This is a genomic window from Bradyrhizobium sp. STM 3566 (assembly GCF_045571445.1).
Lineage (GTDB): Bacteria > Pseudomonadota > Alphaproteobacteria > Rhizobiales > Xanthobacteraceae > Bradyrhizobium > Bradyrhizobium vignae.
In genome coordinates, this window is the sequence record NZ_CP120692.1 from 2,730,518 (window position 1) to 2,748,653 (window position 18,136).

An 18,136-nucleotide genomic window follows, 5' to 3' on the forward strand; every position below is an offset into this window, starting at 1 on the left:
TCCACGGTCGGGACGAAGAGCTGGCCTGCAATCGAACAAAGAGCTGAACAAACCGCCTTGACACACCAAATCCCCATGTGAGGCATCGAGAGCCACGTAGTCGATCCGGCCTCGATTGCGACGCCGCGCCGGCGCCGGCGGGCCAAGACGGACCGGCTGGATGGCGAGACGCTGTTGCGGACGCTGCTGGCCTACAAGCGCGGCGAGGTACGGGTCTGCGCCATGGTCGTTGCGCCCTCTCCGGCAGAGGAGGACCGCCGTAGGCTGTGCCGCGAGCGAGAGACCTTGATCGCGGAGCGGATCGAGCATGTGAACCGGATCAAGGGTCTTCTGTTCGCGCAAGGGATCTTCGACTACGCGCCGCTGCGGCGAGACCGGCGGAAGCGGCTGGAGGCCTTGCGGACGGGCGACGGGCGCGCCTTGCTGGCGCATCTGAAGGCGCAGATCAGCCGCGAACTCGACCGGCTCGAACTGCTGCTCGACCAGATCACGGCGGTGGAGCGCGAGCAGGATGCGTTGCTGGCCGCGAGCAAGGCGGCGGGGGAGAAGACCGTATCGAACCCGGTGGCAATGCTGCTCGAACTGAAGAGCCTGGGCCCGAACTTCACGGCCGTTCTCTGGTCGGAGGCCTTTTACCGGCAGTTCGCCAACCGCCGCCAGATTGCATCCTATGCCGGCCTTGCAGCCACGCCATGGCGCAGTGGCGGCATCGAGCGCGAGCAAGGCGTGTCGAAGGCTGGCAATCCGCGCCTGAGAACCACGATGATCCAGCTCGCCTGGCTCTGGGTACGCCACCAGCCTCAATCGGCTTTGACCCAGTGGTTCAAGGTGCACAGCCAACGCGGCCGCAAGCGCGCGATCGTGGCGCTCGCGCGCAAGCTGCTCGTGGCCCTCTGGAAGTACGTGACCGCGGGCGTGGTGATCGAGGGAGCCGAGATAAAGGCCGCCGCCTGACACCACGCTCCTCAGCCTCAAAGCCAATCCGCCGAGATTGATCAGCCTCGGCCGATCCGGGTGGACGAACCGATGGATTGCATGGCTTCAAACGCCGTAACGAAGAATGGTCTCGTCCTCTCGAGCCTGCCCGCCGCAAGCGGAACTTGGTGCAGCCGCCGCCGCGCGGCGACCGAATGTGAGTTTGATCTGGCAAGCAAACCAGATTGCAAAAACCGGCTCGACCCTTGGATCGCCTGACGAAAAGGAGTTATCCGCCCGCTGCCCCGACTGCCAAAGCCTGATGGCGTGCTCGCTCGAGTCAAGGCCAAGTCGCTTCGCGACGGCCCTACGGGCCGACCTTGACTCGATCTGCGCGCGCCATCCTACGTGCTCCACGGTCGGGACGAAGAGCTGGCCTGCAATCGAACAAAGAGCTGAACAAACCGCCTTGACACACCAAATCCCCATGTGAGCAATCCAGACTGTTTCCCCGGAGGGATCCTGGATTGCTTCGCTTCGCTCGCAATGACAGCGTGCAGGCGGCTTACGCCGCCAGCGCCTTGGTCAGGTTCTCGGCGACCTTATCGAGGAAGCCGGTGGTCGAGAGCCAGCGCTGGTCGGCGCCGACCAGGAGCGCGAGGTCCTTGGTCATGTAACCGGCCTCGACGGTGTCGACGCAGACCTTCTCCAGCGTGGCCGCGAACTTGGCAAGCTCGGGGTTGTTGTCGAGCTTGGCGCGGTGGGCGAGGCCACGGGTCCAGGCGAAGATCGAGGCGATCGAGTTGGTCGAGGTCTCCTTGCCCTTCTGGTGCTCGCGGTAATGGCGGGTCACCGTGCCGTGGGCGGCTTCGGCCTCCACAGTCTTGCCGTCGGGGGTGAGCAGCACCGAGGTCATCAGGCCGAGCGAGCCGTAGCCCTGCGCGACCGTGTCGGACTGCACGTCGCCGTCGTAGTTCTTACAGGCCCAGACATAGCCGCCGGACCATTTCAGCGCCGAGGCGACCATGTCGTCGATCAGGCGGTGCTCGTAAGTGAGGCCCTTGGCGTCGAATTCCTTCTTGAACTCGCGGTCGAAGATGTCCTGGAAGATGTCCTTGAAGCGCCCGTCGTAGACCTTGAGGATGGTGTTCTTGGTCGACAGATAAACCGGGTAATTGCGGAGCAGGCCGTAATTGAAGGAGGCGCGGGCGAAGTCGATGATGGAGTCGTCGAGATTGTACATCTCCATGGCGACGCCGGCGCCGGGGGCCTTGAACACTTCCTTCTCGATCACGGTGCCGTCCTCGCCGACGAACTTCAACGAGAGGGTACCCTTGCCCGGGAACTTGATGTCGGTGGCGCGGTACTGGTCGCCATAGGCGTGGCGGCCGATGATGATCGGCTTGGTCCAGCCGGGAACCAGGCGCGGCACGTTCTTGCAGATGATCGGCTCGCGGAAGATCACGCCGCCGAGGATGTTGCGGATGGTGCCGTTCGGCGACTTCCACATCTGCTTGAGATTGAACTCCTTCACCCGGGCTTCATCGGGGGTGATGGTGGCGCACTTGACGCCGACACCGACCTTCTTGATCGCCTCGGCGGCGTCGATCGTGACCTGATCGTTGGTGTGATCGCGGTACTCCATGCCCAGGTCGAAATAGAGCAGCTCGACATCCAGGAACGGGTTGATCAACTTGTCCTTGATGTACTGCCAGATGATCCGGGTCATCTCGTCGCCATCGAGCTCGACGACGGGATTGGATACCTTGATTTTTGCCATGATCGGGGAAGCCTCTTGGGAACGGCGCTTTTGTTGCGCCACGGGAATATCCGCCGCCTCTTAGCACCTGATAGCAGCGGGCGAAAGCCAAGGGATTATGCACTTTTAGCTCATCCAGCTTCCCCAGGTGGGGAGCGGGGGCGGTGGGCAGGGGCGAGGTTTCAGACGAGATTCAAAAGTCGAATCCAACCCGTTATTTCCCTTGAGAATTTTGTCAGGACAGGCAAACGACAGACCGCGAGGGCGGCCCGGTGCTGGGGACCGCTTGAATCAATTCCTCAGGTGGCCTTGCCAAGGCCTTGAGAGACAGTGTGAAAGCGAAGCGAGATGTCGGGGACTGACAAGAGCAAGGCGGGCCTTTCCCTCGACGGTCCCATCGTCATCCTGGTCGAGCCGCAGCTCGGCGAAAACATCGGCATGGCCGCACGCGCCATGGGCAACTTTGCCCTGAGCCGGCTTCGCATCGTCAATCCCAGGGACGGCTGGCCCAACATCGCTGCCCAGCGCTCCGCCGCGGGCGCCGACCACATTCTCGAAAAGGTCGAATTGTTCGGCACGGTGGAGGAGGCGGTCGCCGACCTCGACCTCCTGTTCGCCACCACCGCTCGCGCCCACGACCAGGCCAAGCCTGTGGTCGGGCCGGAGGCGGCAGCCGCCGAGATCTCGGGGCACATTGCCAGCGGGGGCAAGGCCGGCATCCTGTTCGGCAGGGAGCGCTGGGGCCTGACCAACGAGGAGGTCGGGCTCGCCAACCGCATCATCACCTTCCCGGTCAATCCGGGCTTTGCCTCGCTCAATCTCGCCCAGGCCGTGCTGCTGGTCGGCTATGAATGGTTCAAGCTGGCGACTTCGGGCGCGCTGCCGCACGCCATGCCTGAAAGATCCGAGCGCGCCTCGCAGCACCAGATGCAGGCCTTCTTCGACAATCTCGTGCGCGAGCTCGACAAGGTGGAATTCCTGCGGCCGGCCGAGAAGCGCGATACCATGCTGGTGAACCTGCGCAACATCTTCACGCGGATGGAGCCGACCAAGCAGGACATGCACACGCTGCACGGCGTGATCATGGCGATCGCCGAGGGCCGCAAGGGTCCGGCCAAGGGCGGCGTGCTCGACGGCGAGCAGGCCACGCGCCTGCGCGCGCTGCTGGCCGAGCACGGGCAGGGCGGCGGTGCGTCCGACAGCGCCTCGACGGTGCGCGGCCTCGCCCGCCTGCTTCGCCGCAACCCGACCGACGCCGAGCGGCTGCTCTGGCAGGCCCTGGCCCGCGACCGCCGCTTCGCCGGCCAATTCAAGCGCCAGACCCCCGTCGGCCGCCACATCCCGGACTTCGTCTCCTTCCCGCACCGGATAGCGATCGAGCTGGTGAACCCGGGCGAGGGCGAGGCGATCGCCGCCGACCGCGCGGGACGGCGGGCCTGGCTCGAGGCGCGGGATTATCGGGTGCTCGACATCCGGGCAGTGGATGTGGAGCGCGATCTGGAGGCGGAGCTGGTGCGGCTGCAGGGGATGATGGAGCGGGGAGCGTAGGTTTCGTCGGGTGGAGGTCTCGTAGCAACCATTAGATTCGCCCGATCGCTGAGGGTAGCATGACGCCGTGCTTGCGGCCGTCAAGGCGTGGCCTGGCGGCAGCGGAGATGGAGTTGAGGCCAGGGCGACGGCCAGCCTTTGACGGCCGCGGCGCGCGGCGTCTTTGTGACGGCAGGTCGGGACGAAGAAACGGTGCTTCGGCCGAACAAAGAAACGCCATCAGGTAGCCGGAGCCCTCGCGATCTCGGGCGGTTTTGTCTGCCAAGGCGTGCCGCGGGCGACCACTGTGTTGGCGAAGATTAATAGCTTTCTGGCGCAAGCGATCAATGCGCGCTTGTGTTCCTTGCCTGCTCCCATCAGCCTTCCATAGAGCGTGATGAGCTGCGGATTCCAGCGAAATGACGCCGGCAGCGCCGCAGTAAAGAGCGCACGTCGCAGCCGTTCACGCCCGCCGGCGATGTGACGAACGCCGGTGCGATCGCCGCTGTCGTCATCGTAAGGGGCAATGCCAGCCAGCGCGGCCGCTTGCTCGCGCGTGATCTGACCGATCTCGGGCATCCGCACCAGAATGACCATGGCGGTCTTTAGCCCGATACCATCGATGCTGTTGATCAAGTCGAGCCGCTCGGCAAGATCGCGATGCTCACGGATTGCGGCGGCCAGTGCCTTCAGTTCGACCTTCTCGCGCTTGGCCAGGCGAGCGATATCCTCCTTCCACAGCTTCTGGAGCCGCATATTGCGGCAGCTCTCGATCCGGTTCTTCAGCCGAGCAATGTCCTCGGTGATCTGGTCGATCATCGTCAGGTGCTCGGCAAATGGCAGCAAGCGGGGATCCGGAGCTGCGTGGATCTTCTTGACCGCGGCGGTGCAGGCCGCAATCAGCGCGGCATCGATCTTGTCGTTCTTGGCGCGCTGCAGCTGGAACACGGCATAAGCGCGCACCTGGGCCGGCTGAAATACGACGACCACAAACCGCTGGCGCCGCAACTCGGCGACGACAGCCTGCTCATAGCCGCCGCTCGCCTCGATCCCGACCCGTTTGACCTTGTGGCGCTGCAACCATTCCACCAGCACTTTATAGCCATCCGGCGTGTTATCGGCCTGAAGCCGCTCCAAACTGCCATCAAGTGCCACATCGAGCTTACGTTTACCGGTATCGATCCCGGCACAGATCGTGATACGCTTGGCCATCTTCGTCGACCCTCCCTTGTGTGTGCGAACCTAAAGTTCGTTCAACCATCCGGGTCCCGATGAAGTACCGATCGCGATCCTGCTACGAAAGGCAGCCCTCAAGGCTTCGGTGGGCATCGATCCGATCGATCGGCAGCCCAGCTCGGGCGGCCACCCGAGCTGGGCCATTCCTCACGGAACGAGGCCATTCTAGTCCGGTGCGCTAAAACAAGGGTGGGCAAAGCGAAGCGTGCCCACCATGTCTATCGACGACGCTGAGAGAGATGGTGGGCACGGCGCTGCGCGCCTTTGCCCACCTACGAGACCTTCATCCTCGCCCGAGTTGCGCCTTGTGCCGCAACCAAGGGCTGTGCAGACGCGCAATCGGTTGCTATGAAGTCCCCGGGAATTGAGATGGGGACTGCATGTTTGGAATGGTGGGCCGCACACTCATTTGTGCGGCAGCAGGCTTCGGTGTTTTGGCGCTGACTGCCTTGTTTGAAATATCCTGCGCCCGCGCGGAAATGCCCTTGACCTCCAAGTGCAACGCGGTCGGAAATTTCAGCGTCGATGACAGGATCGCAGGCTGCACGGCCATCATCCAGGCGGCGGGGACGAGCGGCTCCAGGGAAGAGGCGTTGAAACTGTTCGAGCAGGCGGCTGCCGATTGCCCGAGGACCTTTATCGAGAAGCCGGCCGCCGACGTCGAGCTTGCCGCGCTGCGAGCGAGCCGCTGATCGAATGCGCGGGGTCTCGCAGAGTGGGCAAAGCGGAAGCGTACCCACCCTGTCGATCAACGGAGCTGCGATGGATTGGTGGGCACGGCGCTTTTGCGTCTTTGCCCACCCTGGGAGCGTAGCCCGGATGCGCGAAGCGCAATCCGGGACAGTGTCCCGCATTCCGCTGCGCTACATGCGGGCTACGAGACCTGAGCGTTTACACCGCCTCGAGCTGGTCCGCCGCGCGCTTCTTCTTCGCCTTCGCCTGGCCGAGCAGGGGGCCGGCGGTGAGAGCTGCCGTATCGGCCACGCCCGGGTCGCGCGAGATCATCGCGGCGACGATGGCGCCGTCGATGATGAGTCCGAGCTGGTGCGCCAGCACCGCGGGCTCGGCGGAGCCGAGCTCGGCGGCGAGCTTCTCGATGTGGCCGAGCACGATCTTCTTGTGCTTCAGCGCGATGTTGCGGAACTGCTTGGCGTCCTTGTCATGCTCGCCGACGGCGTTGATGAAGGGACAGCCGTAGAACCGCTCTTCGGCGAACCAGCTCTTCAGCGCGGGGAAGATGCGCGCGAGTTTGGCCTGCGCATCGCCGCCGCCTTGCTCCATGGCGCCGATGAACCATTCGCGCCACTGCTTGCCTTCGCTCTCCAGCACGGCGTTGACGAGATTGGTCTTGGAGCCGAACAACTTATAGAGCGTCGTCTTCGCGGTGCCGGCCTCTTCGATGATCGCATCGATGCCGGTGGCGTTGATGCCGTTCTTGCAGAACAGATGCGTCGCGGCGCCCAAGAGGCGACCGCGTGCGGACTCGTCCTCGGCGGCGGCCGCGTGGGGCGAATTCTTTCTCGATGACGTCTTTGCCATGGACTCAAACTTACCCGCAGCCGTGCCGCATCAGCAAGCCGCATCTGTTTCGCGCTGAAAAGATTCGCAAGGGCGGGCCGCTCTGCATCGCGTTTGAGCAAGGACCGGCTGATCAATCCGCAGGCAGGGACGCTTAAGCGGCTCCAAAGCTTCGCCTTTTGTTTTTCGCGGGCTCTGGCACGCTCCATGCAAGGAAACAGACCGTTCGGTATCCTACCGGTTTCCACTTCTGCCAGGGAGAAGATTGATGACTGCCGTCGTTCAAAAGACCGTGCTGACGGGTTGCCTCGCGCCCATCGACAAGAACGGGCTCGAGCAACTGATTGCCAATGGCAAGGCGAACCCGAAGGTCATCAAGACCTTGAAGTGCAAGACCATCGCGGAAGGCAAATTCCGCCACGCCAACTACATCCGCAACCTGCCGCCCTACATCGTCGACGAGCCGCCGGGCCTCTTGGGCGACGACACCGCGCCCAATCCGTCGGAAGCCTCGCTGGCCGCGCTCGGCTCGTGCCTTGCGGTCGGCCTGCATGCCAACGCCGTGCATCGCGGCTGGATCGTCAACAAGCTCGAGCTCGAACTCGAAGGCGATCTCAACATCACCGCGGTCTGGGGTACCGGCGATATGTCGGACAAGCCGGTCGGATTCACCGACGTCCGCGTCAAGGTCGACATGGAATGCGAGGGCATCTCGCCCGACGAGATCAACGCGCTGGTCGCCCATGTGAAGAAATGGTCGCCGGTCGCGAACACCTTGACCCGGCCGGTCAATCTCGAGGTCGGCATTTAGCAGACGGCAATCAGGACAGGGTGCGGGAGACGATCATGGGTTCACTGGCTTTATCGCGGGCCGAATTTCTGGATCAGCCCGCACCGTCCATCGCGGGCGAGGTGGCGCGGATCGCGCGCGAAGAGCTCGCGCCGCTGGCCGCCGGCATCGACGACGGATCGGTCTATCCGGCCGGGGTGCTGCGCAAGTTCGGCACGGTCGGGGCCTGGGGCAGCCACGTGCCGCACGAAGGGCCGGCGGACCTGCGCTGTGCCATTCAGGCGATGGCCGAGATTGGCCAGGTCTGCGGGGCGACGGCGTTCATGGCGTGGTGCCAGAACACGCTGGTCTGGTACGCGGCGAATTCCACCAATATCAAGCTCGCAAAACGCTTCGGCGATGCCTTCTCGACCGGCCGCGTGCTCGGCGGCACCGGGCTCTCCAATCCCATGAAGAGCTTCTTTGGCATCGAGAAACTGAAGCTGAAGGGGCGCAGGGTCGAGGGCGGCTACAACGTGCGCGGCGCGCTGCCCTGGGTCTCCAATCTCGGCCCCGACCATTACTTCGGCACCATCTTTGAGCGCGAGGACGACCAGGGCACTGTCATGTTCCTGGCCGATTGCTCCGACCCCGCGATCACGCTGACGCCGTGCAAGCCGTTCCTCGCGATGGACGGCACCGGCACTTATGGCGTGCAGTTCCGCGAGGCTTTTGTTCCTGATGAGCTGATCCTCGCCGATCCCGCCGCACCCTTCGTCAAGAAGATCCGCGCCGGTTTCATCCTGCTCCAGGCCGGCATGGCGCTCGGTCTGATCAAGGATTGCATCAACATCATGGACGAGGTCGACAATCCCCTCGGCCATATCAACCGCTACCTGCCGCAGCAGCCGGTGCATTTCCGCGAGCTCGCCGCCGAGCTCGAGTCCGAGACCATGGCGCTGGCGCGCGATCCCTACAACGAGGAGGAGACCTATTGGCGCAAGGTGATCGCGCTGCGGCTTCGTGCAGGCGAGGCCAGCGTGGCGGCGGCGCATGCGGCGATGCTGCATTGTGGCGCGCGCGGCTATCTTAGGAGCCACCGCGCGCAGCGGCGCCTGCGCGAGGCCTATTTCGTCGCGATCGTCACGCCTGCCACCAAGCAGCTGCGCAAGATGCTCGCCGAGTCCTGAGTTTCACGAGTCCACCCCGGAAGACCACCCAACCTCAACGGAGAGGCTGCCAATGACGGACGTTCTGATCTCTGCCAGCGAACTTGCCGATCTCTTGAAGCTAGAGCCGTGTGTCGTGATCGACACCCGCAATCCCGATGCCTACGGCGCCGGGCACCTGCCGGGTGCCGTGAACGTGCACGAGATCTTCACCTTTCTCGCGACCTCGACGCCCGAGGGCATCACCGAACTCAAAACGAAATTCGCCGATGCGTTCGGTGCGGCTGGGCTGTCCGGTAACGAGACGGCGGTGATCTATGAGCAGTCGATGAACTCGGGCTTCGGCCAGTCATGCCGCGGCTATTACCTGCTCACTATGCTCGGCTATCCCAAGGTGAAGGTGCTGCACGGCGGCTTCGATGCGTGGTCGGCCGCAGGCTTCCCGGTGACGAAGGACGTGCCGACGCCGGCAAAAGCCACGTTTGCGATCGTCCCCGAAGCCGGCGATATCCTGATCGATGCCAAGACCATGCTCGCCGCCGTCGGCAAGCCCGGCATCGCCATCCTCGACGTGCGCGACGTCGACGAGTGGATCGGTGACAGCTCCTCGCCGTACGGCAAAGACTTCTGCCCACGCAAGGGCCGCATTCCCGGCGCCGTGTGGCTGGAATGGTATCGGATGATGAAGCCGACCGCCGAAGGCCCGCGCTTCAAGTCCAAGGACGAGATCCTGGCCGAATGCGCCACCGTCGGTATCTCGCAAGCGACGCCGGTCTATCTCTACTGCTTCAAGGGCGCGCGCGCCTCGAACACGTTCCTGGCGCTGAAGAACGCCGGCGTGAAGGACGTGCGGATGTATTTCGGCTCCTGGAACGAATGGTCGCGCGATCCCTCGCTGCCGATCGAGCAGGGGCTGCCGATTGCAACGGACGTCACCACCAAGGCGGCGTGAGCGCGCGATCACATGGCCCGCGGACGAGGCGCGATTCCCAGCGCCTTGATCCGCGAGGCGAGCGTTGTCGGCTTGATCTCGAGCATCTCGGCAGCGCCGCCGGGGCCGAACACCTTTCCGGCGCAGGCCTCCAGCGCGGCGAGGATGTTGGCGCGTTCGTGGTCGCGCATTTCCGAGGACGTCATGACGGAGGGGCGCGCGTCGGGCTTCTGGCGGGCGGCGCCGCTAGGCGCTTGCGCGCCTGAGGTGTCGGGCAGGTCGATGCGCAGGCGGCCGTTCTGGGACAGGATCGCGGCGCGCTCGATCACGTTCTGCAGTTCGCGGACGTTGCCGGGCCAGTCGTAGCGGGCGAGCCGCCGTGCATCACCCTCGGATAGGCGCAAGTTCGATTTGAGCGCCTTGCCCTCACGCGTGAGAAAATGCTGGGCGAGCAGCGGAATGTCCTCGCGCCGTTCGCGCAGGGGCACCGTCTCGATCGGAAACACGTTGAGGCGGAAATAGAGGTCCTCGCGGAAACGGCCGCGCTGGACCTCCTGCTTGAGGTCGCGGTTGGTCGCGGCGATGACACGAACGTCGACGGCGCGGGTGCGCGCCTCGCCGACACGCTCGAAATGGCCTTCCTGCAACACGCGCAGCAGCTTGCCTTGCAGTTCGAGCGGAATCTCGCCGACCTCGTCGAGGAATAGCGTGCCGCCATCGGCGAGCTCGAAGCGGCCGATACGGTCGCGGGTTGCGCCGGTGAAGGCGCCGCGGACATGACCGAAGAACTCGCTCTCGAACAACTCGCGCGGGATGGCGGCGCAGTTGACGCGGATCAGCGGCCGGTCGCTGCGGGTGGAGTCCTCGTGGATGGCGCGCGCGATCAGCTCCTTGCCGGTGCCGGATTCGCCGGTGATCATCACCGCCGCGGTCGTCGGCGCCACCAGCTTCACCTGGCGCAGCGTCTTCTGGATCGCCTCACTTTGACCGATGATCCCGCGCGGATTGGTCTCGATGCGGATTTCTTCCTGGAGGTAGGCGTTCTCCAGCTCCAGCCGCTCGCGTAGACGGTCGACTTCGGCGAGCGCGGCGTGCAGCTTCTCGTCGGCTTCGCGGCGCTGGCTGACGTCGCGAAACACCACGACGGCGCCGACCACGACGCCGCGGTCGCGGATCGGGGTGGAGGTGTATTCGACCCAGGCGGGCGAGCCGTCCTTGCGCCAGAAAACCTCGCCGTCGACCTGGTGCACGGCGCCGTCGCGGAACGCCGCATAGATCGGGCAATCATGGTTGTGATAGTGCCGGCCGTCGTGATGGGTGTGGTGAACGATCGGGTGGATCTCCTTGCCGACCAGCTCTTCGGCGGTCCAACCCAGCATGCGTTCGGCTGCGGGATTGACGAAGGTGGTCTTGCCTTCCGCGTTCACGCCATAGATGCCTTCGCCGGCGGCGCGCAGGATCAGCTGGTTCTCGCGCTCGATGTCCTGGAATACGCGCTCGACCCGCTGCCAGGTCGCAATGCCGCCGCGCATGTGGTCTTCGGCAGCCGCATCGACATTGCGGCGGCGGCGCGCTTGGAGATCGGTCAGCGTCAGCAGCAGCAGCGTACGGCCGTCATGCGGCAGCAGGCAGCCGGCATATTCGAGCTGGAGATTTTGCCCCGTCGCATGCCGGGGGGTGAGAGCCGTGGTCCAATAGGCGCCCTTGTGCAGCACGGCCTGGGTGAAGACGGTGAGGGCGGGGAGCTCGCCGGCGTGGAGCGTGCTGGCCCTGGTCTGCCGCAACAGCGCGCGGTCGTAGCCGAGCAGGGCGCAGGCGGCGGGATTGGCGTCGACGATCTGGTCGCCATAGGGATCGACCAGCAGTGTCGCCTCGACGGAGGATTCGAATGCCGCGATGCGCGGGTCGTTGGCGGCGGCCACATCATCGTGGATGGGCATTGGCGTCGTTGCCATTGCGAAATCTCGTAATTGAACTACGAAATCTCGTTTATCACGACTTTTCGTAGTGGCCAAGCGTGACTGAAAGTGGTGCCTTATCAAGGCAATGGCTGGGCTGAAGGCCGTGGCATGCTCCTTGCGTAATTGTTCTTCGCAATGACGCGCAGGAGGGCCGATGTCCACGTTCGACAATCCGTTTGATCCCGATCGCAAGCTTGGAGCCGGCTGCGCCTGTGGCCAGCATCGTTCTGCGGAAGAGCACGAGCAGGCGACGGCGCTGCGTTGCGATCCGTTCGAGAGCGAAGAGAAGCGCTACGAGGGCGTGGTCGCTTCCGCAGTGATGCGCGCGATGTTTCCGCAGGATGTGGCGCGACGCGCGTTCCTGAAGTCGGTCGGTGCATCCACCGCGCTCGCTGCATTGTCGCAATTCTTTCCGATCAAGACGGCGACCGAAGTTTTCGCGCAAGCCGGCACGCCCGAGAAAAAGGATCTCAAGGTCGGCTTCATCCCGATCACCTGCGCGACACCCATCATCATGGCGGCGCCGCTGGGCTTCTATTCCAAGCACGGCCTCAATGTCGAAGTGGTCAAGACCGCCGGCTGGGCGGTGATCCGCGACAAGACCATCAACAAGGAATACGACGCCGCGCACATGCTGGCGCCGATGCCGATCGCGATCTCGCTTGGCCTCGGTGCCAATGCCATTCCGTTCGCCGTGCCCGCGATCGAGAACATCAACGGGCAGGGCATCGTGCTGGCGACCAAGCACAAGGATAAGCGCGATCCGAAGGACTGGAAGGGCCTGAAGTTCGCGATCCCCTTCGACTATTCCATGCACAATTACCTGCTGCGCTATTATCTCGCGGAAGCCGGCCTCGACCCTGACACCGACGTGCAACTGCGCTCGGTGCCGCCGCCGGAGATGGTCGCCAACCTCCGCGCCGACAACATCGACGGCTTCCTCGCGCCCGACAATGTCTGCCAGCGCGCAATCTATGACGGCGTCGGCTTCATGCACCTGCTCTCCAAGGAGATCTGGGACGGCCATCCCTGCTGCAGCTTCGCCGCCAGCCGCGAGTTCAGCACCACGGCGCCGAACAGCTTTGCCGCGCTGACGCGCGCCATCGTCGATGCCACCGTCTATGCCTCGAAGGCGGAGAACCGCAAGCAGATCGCCGAAGCCATCGCGCCGGCCAACTACATCAACGCGCCGGTCACGGTGCTGGAGCAGGTCCTGACCGGCACCTATGCCGATGGCCTCGGCGGCGTGAAGACCGACGCCAAGCGCGTCGACTTCGATCCGTTCCCCTGGCAGTCCTTCGCGGTGTGGATGCTGACGCAGATGAAGCGCTGGGGCCAGATCAAGGGCGATGTCGACTACAAGGCGGTCGCCGAACAGGTGTATCTGGCGACCGATACCAAGAAGCTGATGACGGAGATGGGGCTCACGCCGCCGGCCAGCAGCTACAAGTCGTTCGCGGTGATGGGCAAGACGTTCGATCCGACGAAGCCGGAGGACTATTTGGCGAGCTTCAAGATCAGGAAGGCGTCGTGAGGTGAGGCGATGACCACCTCACTTCGCCTTCGCGCGGGCCTCGTCTCCATTGTGCTGCTCGCCGCTTTTCTCGGCATCTGGCATCTCGCCACGCGCTCTACGGCGCCGGTGGCGACGATGAGCCCGGAATACGCCAAGCTGATGGGGCTCACGGCGACGCAGGGCAAATCGGCGATGCCCGGGCCGCTCGACGTGGGCGCAAAACTCTGGGAGCATCTGAAGCGGCCGTTCTACGACAACGGGCCGAACGACAAGGGGCTCGGCATCCAGCTTGCCTATTCCATTGGGCGCGTCGGCACCGGCTATCTGCTGGCGGTGATCGTCGCAATCCCGCTCGGCTTCCTCATCGGCATGTCGCCGCTGCTCAGCAAGGCGCTCGATCCCTTCATCCAGGTCTTGAAGCCGATCTCGCCGCTGGCCTGGATGCCGCTGGCGCTCTACACCATCAAGGATTCCTCGATCTCGGCGGTCTTCGTCATCTTCATCTGCTCGATCTGGCCGATGCTGCTCAACACGGTGTTCGGCGTTGCCAGCGTGCGCAAGGAGTGGGTCAACGTGGCACGGACGCTCGAGGTCGGCACGATCAGGCGCGCTTTCACCGTGATCCTTCCCGCGGCGGCGCCGACGATCCTGACCGGCATGCGCATTTCGATCGGCATCGCCTGGCTCGTCATCGTCGCGGCCGAGATGCTCGTCGGCGGCACCGGCATCGGCTATTTCGTCTGGAACGAGTGGAATAACCTCTCGATCACCAACGTCATCATCGCGATCCTGCTGATCGGGATCGTCGGCATGCTGCTGGACCAGATCCTCGCGCGCTTCACGCGCATGGTCACGTTTCCGGAGTAAAGGTTGTGACCGACAAATTCATCTCCATCGAAGGCATCGCAAAGCGCTATCCCGGCGCGGGTGGCGCGATGACGACAGTGTTCGAGAACTTGTGGCTGTCGATGGCGCGCGGCGAGTTCGCTTGCGTGATCGGCCATTCCGGCTGCGGCAAGACCACGGTGCTCAACATCCTCGCCGGCCTCGATGCGCCGAGCGAAGGCGCCGTCATCGTCGACGGGCAGGCGATCTCGGGCACCAGCCTCGACCGCGCGGTGATCTTCCAGAGCCATGCCCTTCTGCCCTGGCGCACCGTGCTCGGCAACGTCGCCTATGCCGTGAGCTCGAAATGGCGCAGCTGGGATCGCGCCAAGGTGAAAGCACATGCGCAGACCTTCATCGATCTCGTCGGGCTCACCGGCTCCGAGCACAAGCATCCGTCGGAGCTCTCGGGCGGAATGAAGCAGCGCGTCGGCATCGCGCGGGCGCTGTCGATCACGCCGAAGATGATGCTGATGGACGAGCCGTTCTCGGCGCTGGATGCGCTGACGCGCGGTACGCTGCAGGACGAGGTGCGGCGCATTTGCCTCGAGACCGGGCAGACCGCGTTCATGATCACCCATGACGTCGACGAGGCGATCTACCTCGCCGACAAGATTTTCCTGATGACCAACGGTCCCGGCGCGGTGCTGGCCGAGGTCGTCGAGAACCCGCTGCCCAGGGATCGCGGCCGCACCGAGCTGCACCGCCATCCGCTCTACTATGTCTTGCGCAACCACATCATCGATTTCCTGGTGACGCGCAGCAAGACCTTCGCCGCCGAGACGCCGGATCACGATCCACGCAACGTGCCGATGGTGCACATCGGCAAGCCCGGGCTTTCGATCGCATCCGATGCCAGACCGGAGCCGTCACGGGAGACGTCATGGCCGGGCTTGTCGCGGCCATCCACGTCGTCCTGAGTTGCGACCAAGAACGTGGATGCCCGGGACAAGCCCGGGCATGACGCATAAACCAAGGAGACCCTGACATGAAACGCGAAGACCTCACCGAGAAGCTGCTCGACATCAAGCGCGAGAAGGGCTGGAGCTGGAAGTACATCTGCGAGAAGATCGGCGGCTATTCCGAGGTGCTGATCGTCGGCGCGATCATGGGCCAGATGAAGCTGACAAAGCCGCAGGCGGCGAACGCCGGTGAACTGTTCGGCCTCTCCAAGGCCGAGACCGCCATGCTCAACGAGGTGCCGATGCGCGGCACCGGCACGCCGATGCCGCCGACCGATCCCCTGATCTACCGCTTCTATGAGATGGTGATGGTGAACGGTCCGGCCTGGAAAGCGCTGATCGAGGAAGAATTCGGCGACGGCATCATGTCGGCGATCGATTTCGACATGGCGCTCGAACGTGTCGCCAATCCCAAGGGCGACCGCGTCAAGATCACGATGAGCGGCAAGTTCCTGCCGTACAAATATTACGGCGCCAGCGGCAACGTGCCGGAGTACGGCTTCAAGGAGGACTGATCGACGCGAAAGCGTCGCGCAGCTCCTTGATAGGTGCCATCTCGCGAACATAGGTGAAGGAGCCGTTCTCCTTCATCTCGCGTCCGCTCTTCAGGAACGCGGCCAGCGCATAGCGTGACATGGCTCCGCCGACGCTGATGCGCTTGACGCCGGCTGCCGACAATTGCGCGAGCGTCAGCGTCGGGTCGGCAAAACCCATCACGTGGTTGAACGGCTTGCCGAGCGAGGAGACGAATGTCCGGATCGTGGCGAGATCGTAAAGGCCGGGCGCATACAGGACATCGGCGCCTGCGGCCTCGAAGGCCTGCAGGCGGCGGATCGTGTCGTCGATGTCCCTGCGGCCATGCAGGAAGTTCTCGGCCCGCGCCGTCAGCGTGAACGGAATTGGCAGCGCGCGCGCCACTTCCACGGCGGCCTGGACGCGCTCGACGGCATGGGAAAAGTCGTAGATCGGGCGATCGCGATCGCCGCTGAAATCCTCGATCGAGCCCCCGACCGCGCCGGCCTCGGCGGCACGCCGTATCGCTTCGGCCGCGCGCTTCGGCTCGTCCGCGCCGCAATTCTCGAGGTCCACGCTGACCGGCAAGTCGGTGGCTTCGACGATCGCGCGCGCGTTGGCGAGGATGACGTCGAGACTGACGCCGCCGCTGCCGAGCGTGTTGGCCACCCCGAGGCTCGTGGTCGCCAAGGCCTCGAAGCCCATCGCCGCGAGCAGCTTGGCCGTACCGGCATCCCATGGATTGGGAATGATGAAGGCCCCCGGTCGCGCATGCAGCGCGCGAAATGCGGTCGCCTTGGCCAATTGGCTCGTCATGGTTTACCTCCGTGCTGTCGGTCTGGACAGCCTTAGGCGCATTCTCGTCATCCGCCAAATTTGTTATTCTTTTCAGCATCATCAGCTTTTTGCATGAGGTTGGGATGGACAGCGACGCCCTCAACACCTTTCTGACCATTCATCGCAGGGGCGGGATCTCGAATGCCGCAAAATTCCTGCATCGCTCGCAGCCGGCGATTTCGCGCCGTATCGCTCTCTTGGAGCAGGAGCTCGGCGTGCCGCTGTTCGAGCGGGTGGCAGGCCGCACCCGGCTCAGCGATGCCGGGCGCGTGCTGATCCCCTATGCCGAACGCGCGGTTGCCGCCGCGCAGGACGCCGACCAGGCGGTACGCGCATTGACCAAGCAGAATTCGGGGCCCGTTTCGCTGGCCGTGACCGGCACACTTGCCGACGGCCGCCTCTCGACCATCATGAAGCGGTTTGCCAGGGAGAACCCGGCCGTCACACTGAGCTTGCGGACGGCGACCAGCGCCGAGGTCAGCGGTCTCATCCGGCGCGGCGAAGCCACGATCGGCCTGCGCTACAACACCGACCGCTCCGGCGACCTCGACTGCGAGTTGGTGCTGCGTGAGGCGCTGCAGGTGGTCTGTGCGCCCGATCATCCTCTGGCCGGGCGCCGCGTGAAACACCTCGCCGAGCTTCGCGGCGAACGCTGGATCGCATTCCCGGAGACTCGCGGGCGTCGCGAGGTCGCCGCGGCGCACGTGTTCGCGCTGTTTCTCACGCAAGGGCTCGGCGACGTGGAATGGACGGCCGTGGACAGCCTGACCGCGCAGAAGCGGCTGGTGGAGTCGGGCTTTGGTCTTGCACTGTTGGCGCGAAGCCATTTGGCGGAGGAACTGCGTGCCGCCTCGATCGCGACGATTGCCGTGGGCGACCTTGCCGCCGACCAGGACATCGTCCTTGTCACACGCCGCGGCGGCTTTCTGAGCGCTGCCGCAGAGCGCCTGCTCGAAACCATCCGCCGCACCTATGGCGGGCTGGATGTCTCGGCCAGGCCCAGAAAGAAATCGCCGGCGCGCAAGGACATTGCGCGCCGGCGTGTCGGCTGAATCTATTATTTCCCCGCCTTCACCTCGGCGGCCGCCACCGCGAGCAGCTCGTTCATCTTGGCGCGAATCGTCTGCTCGGTGATGGCGACGTTCTTGGCGGCGAAATCGGCCGTGATCTTGCGCAGGACGTCGGCATCGCCGGCCTCCTCGAAATCGGCCGCGACCACCTCCTTGGCATAGGCGGTGGCGGCGTCACCGGTGATGCCGAGCTCTTCGGCTGCCCACAGGCCGAGCAGCCGGTTGCGGCGGGCCTCCGCCTTGAATTTCTGCTCCTCGTCCAGGGCGAACTTCTTCTCGAAACCTTCCTGGCGTTTGTCGAACTCGCTCATGCCTTTTCCAATTCCCTACTGACTGGACCCGGCGGCCCTCGTTGCGGCGACCCGGCTGCATGCCTAGATAGAGAGCAAGAATCGGCAAAACAACGAGCCGTTAAGCCGCAGGCAAGACGGTATAAGTTGGTGCCGGACGGCCGGATCGATTGTGCTGGGACAGCCAATCGGATAGGTTGCCTAAAGGTTTGGTTCCCGTTCTGTTTCCAAGGGTTATGAATGGGTTCCCGGCCGTTCACGGCAGCTCCGCTGTGGGT

At 64.2% G+C, this 18,136-nt stretch carries 16 protein-coding genes and 1 pseudogene; 11 read left to right on the forward strand and 6 right to left on the reverse strand.

Going from position 1 to position 18,136, the window contains the following annotated elements:
* Nucleotides 1-81 precede the first annotated feature (81 nt).
* Nucleotides 82-954, forward strand: a pseudogene (locus P6U27_RS12895) (IS110 family transposase); the annotation flags it as partial.
* Between the two features lie 526 nt (nucleotides 955-1,480).
* Here P6U27_RS12895 and P6U27_RS12900 read toward each other — a convergent pair.
* Complete coding sequence (locus P6U27_RS12900; protein ID WP_122402470.1) at nucleotides 1,481-2,695, reverse strand: NADP-dependent isocitrate dehydrogenase; 1,215 nt, start codon at nucleotides 2,693-2,695, stop codon at nucleotides 1,481-1,483.
* 327 nt (nucleotides 2,696-3,022) lie between these two features.
* Between P6U27_RS12900 and P6U27_RS12905 the strand changes: the two genes are divergently transcribed.
* Nucleotides 3,023-4,222 (forward strand): TrmJ/YjtD family RNA methyltransferase, encoded by a 1,200-nt coding sequence (locus P6U27_RS12905; protein WP_407194154.1) that lies wholly within the window; start codon nucleotides 3,023-3,025, stop codon nucleotides 4,220-4,222.
* A 219-nt stretch (nucleotides 4,223-4,441) separates the two neighbouring features.
* Here the strand turns inward: P6U27_RS12905 and P6U27_RS12910 are convergent, their stop codons facing one another.
* Nucleotides 4,442-5,413: an IS110 family transposase gene (locus P6U27_RS12910; protein WP_122400484.1), complete on the reverse strand. Its 972-nt coding sequence runs from the start codon at nucleotides 5,411-5,413 to the stop codon at nucleotides 4,442-4,444.
* A gap of 413 nt (nucleotides 5,414-5,826) precedes the next feature.
* Between P6U27_RS12910 and P6U27_RS12915 the strand changes: the two genes are divergently transcribed.
* Nucleotides 5,827-6,129 (forward strand): hypothetical protein, encoded by a 303-nt coding sequence (locus tag P6U27_RS12915; protein WP_407194155.1) that lies wholly within the window; start codon nucleotides 5,827-5,829, stop codon nucleotides 6,127-6,129.
* Between the two features lie 199 nt (nucleotides 6,130-6,328).
* On the opposite strand, the gene P6U27_RS12920 is transcribed toward P6U27_RS12915, so the two are convergent.
* Nucleotides 6,329-6,976, reverse strand: coding sequence for a TetR/AcrR family transcriptional regulator (locus P6U27_RS12920; RefSeq protein WP_407194156.1), 648 nt, complete (start codon nucleotides 6,974-6,976; stop codon nucleotides 6,329-6,331).
* 247 nt (nucleotides 6,977-7,223) lie between these two features.
* Between P6U27_RS12920 and P6U27_RS12925 the strand changes: the two genes are divergently transcribed.
* From P6U27_RS12925 to P6U27_RS12935, 3 genes are read left to right on the forward strand one after another with little or no spacing between them, the layout of a single operon-like run.
* Nucleotides 7,224-7,766 (forward strand): OsmC family protein, encoded by a 543-nt coding sequence (locus tag P6U27_RS12925; RefSeq protein ID WP_407194157.1) that lies wholly within the window; start codon nucleotides 7,224-7,226, stop codon nucleotides 7,764-7,766.
* Nucleotides 7,767-7,801: 35 nt separating this feature from the next.
* Nucleotides 7,802-8,914 (forward strand): acyl-CoA dehydrogenase family protein, encoded by a 1,113-nt coding sequence (locus P6U27_RS12930; RefSeq protein WP_407194158.1) that lies wholly within the window; start codon nucleotides 7,802-7,804, stop codon nucleotides 8,912-8,914.
* A 52-nt stretch (nucleotides 8,915-8,966) separates the two neighbouring features.
* Nucleotides 8,967-9,845, forward strand: a complete 879-nt coding sequence (locus P6U27_RS12935; protein ID WP_407194159.1) for a sulfurtransferase — start codon at nucleotides 8,967-8,969, stop codon at nucleotides 9,843-9,845.
* A gap of 8 nt (nucleotides 9,846-9,853) precedes the next feature.
* Here the strand turns inward: P6U27_RS12935 and P6U27_RS12940 are convergent, their stop codons facing one another.
* Nucleotides 9,854-11,779, reverse strand: coding sequence for a sigma 54-interacting transcriptional regulator (locus P6U27_RS12940; protein WP_407194160.1), 1,926 nt, complete (start codon nucleotides 11,777-11,779; stop codon nucleotides 9,854-9,856).
* A gap of 160 nt (nucleotides 11,780-11,939) precedes the next feature.
* Between P6U27_RS12940 and P6U27_RS12945 the strand changes: the two genes are divergently transcribed.
* From P6U27_RS12945 to cynS, 4 genes are all read left to right on the forward strand, one after another.
* On the forward strand, nucleotides 11,940-13,319 hold the full coding sequence (locus P6U27_RS12945; RefSeq protein ID WP_407194161.1) for a CmpA/NrtA family ABC transporter substrate-binding protein: 1,380 nt from the start codon (nucleotides 11,940-11,942) through the stop codon (nucleotides 13,317-13,319).
* A gap of 9 nt (nucleotides 13,320-13,328) precedes the next feature.
* Nucleotides 13,329-14,168 (forward strand): nitrate ABC transporter permease, encoded by an 840-nt coding sequence (gene ntrB / locus P6U27_RS12950; RefSeq protein WP_122402478.1) that lies wholly within the window; start codon nucleotides 13,329-13,331, stop codon nucleotides 14,166-14,168.
* A gap of 5 nt (nucleotides 14,169-14,173) precedes the next feature.
* Nucleotides 14,174-15,106 (forward strand): ABC transporter ATP-binding protein, encoded by a 933-nt coding sequence (locus tag P6U27_RS12955; protein ID WP_122402479.1) that lies wholly within the window; start codon nucleotides 14,174-14,176, stop codon nucleotides 15,104-15,106.
* 68 nt (nucleotides 15,107-15,174) lie between these two features.
* Nucleotides 15,175-15,663, forward strand: coding sequence for a cyanase (cynS, locus tag P6U27_RS12960; RefSeq protein WP_122402480.1), 489 nt, complete (start codon nucleotides 15,175-15,177; stop codon nucleotides 15,661-15,663).
* Here cynS and P6U27_RS12965 read toward each other — a convergent pair.
* Nucleotides 15,650-16,477 (reverse strand): oxaloacetate decarboxylase, encoded by an 828-nt coding sequence (locus P6U27_RS12965; protein WP_122402481.1) that lies wholly within the window; start codon nucleotides 16,475-16,477, stop codon nucleotides 15,650-15,652. The genes cynS and P6U27_RS12965 overlap by 14 nt on opposite strands.
* Nucleotides 16,478-16,488: 11 nt before the next feature.
* On the opposite strand from P6U27_RS12965, the gene P6U27_RS12970 reads away from it, so the two are divergent.
* Nucleotides 16,489-17,550 carry a LysR family transcriptional regulator gene (locus P6U27_RS12970; RefSeq protein WP_244607961.1) on the forward strand — a complete coding sequence of 354 codons (1,062 nt, stop codon included), beginning with the start codon at nucleotides 16,489-16,491 and terminating at the stop codon, nucleotides 17,548-17,550.
* Nucleotides 17,551-17,555: 5 nt separating this feature from the next.
* On the opposite strand, the gene P6U27_RS12975 is transcribed toward P6U27_RS12970, so the two are convergent.
* Nucleotides 17,556-17,879 carry a DUF1476 domain-containing protein gene (locus P6U27_RS12975; protein WP_122402483.1) on the reverse strand — a complete coding sequence of 108 codons (324 nt, stop codon included), beginning with the start codon at nucleotides 17,877-17,879 and terminating at the stop codon, nucleotides 17,556-17,558.
* Nucleotides 17,880-18,136: the final 257 nt, after the last annotated feature.

What these genes read in the sequence shown, in the direction of transcription:
- P6U27_RS12900 (WP_122402470.1), bottom strand. Translation starts at nt 2,695, where the DNA reads ATGGCAAAAATCAAGGTATCCAATCCCGTCGTCGAGCTCGATGGCGAC.
- P6U27_RS12905 (WP_407194154.1), top strand. Translation starts at nt 3,023, where the DNA reads ATGTCGGGGACTGACAAGAGCAAGGCGGGCCTTTCCCTCGACGGTCCC.
- P6U27_RS12910 (WP_122400484.1), bottom strand. Translation starts at nt 5,413, where the DNA reads ATGGCCAAGCGTATCACGATCTGTGCCGGGATCGATACCGGTAAACGT.
- P6U27_RS12915 (WP_407194155.1), top strand. Translation starts at nt 5,827, where the DNA reads ATGGTGGGCCGCACACTCATTTGTGCGGCAGCAGGCTTCGGTGTTTTG.
- P6U27_RS12920 (WP_407194156.1), bottom strand. Translation starts at nt 6,976, where the DNA reads ATGGCAAAGACGTCATCGAGAAAGAATTCGCCCCACGCGGCCGCCGCC.
- P6U27_RS12925 (WP_407194157.1), top strand. Translation starts at nt 7,224, where the DNA reads ATGACTGCCGTCGTTCAAAAGACCGTGCTGACGGGTTGCCTCGCGCCC.
- P6U27_RS12930 (WP_407194158.1), top strand. Translation starts at nt 7,802, where the DNA reads ATGGGTTCACTGGCTTTATCGCGGGCCGAATTTCTGGATCAGCCCGCA.
- P6U27_RS12935 (WP_407194159.1), top strand. Translation starts at nt 8,967, where the DNA reads ATGACGGACGTTCTGATCTCTGCCAGCGAACTTGCCGATCTCTTGAAG.
- P6U27_RS12940 (WP_407194160.1), bottom strand. Translation starts at nt 11,779, where the DNA reads ATGGCAACGACGCCAATGCCCATCCACGATGATGTGGCCGCCGCCAAC.
- P6U27_RS12945 (WP_407194161.1), top strand. Translation starts at nt 11,940, where the DNA reads ATGTCCACGTTCGACAATCCGTTTGATCCCGATCGCAAGCTTGGAGCC.
- ntrB (WP_122402478.1), top strand. Translation starts at nt 13,329, where the DNA reads ATGACCACCTCACTTCGCCTTCGCGCGGGCCTCGTCTCCATTGTGCTG.
- cynS (WP_122402480.1), top strand. Translation starts at nt 15,175, where the DNA reads ATGAAACGCGAAGACCTCACCGAGAAGCTGCTCGACATCAAGCGCGAG.
- P6U27_RS12965 (WP_122402481.1), bottom strand. Translation starts at nt 16,477, where the DNA reads ATGACGAGCCAATTGGCCAAGGCGACCGCATTTCGCGCGCTGCATGCG.
- P6U27_RS12975 (WP_122402483.1), bottom strand. Translation starts at nt 17,879, where the DNA reads ATGAGCGAGTTCGACAAACGCCAGGAAGGTTTCGAGAAGAAGTTCGCC.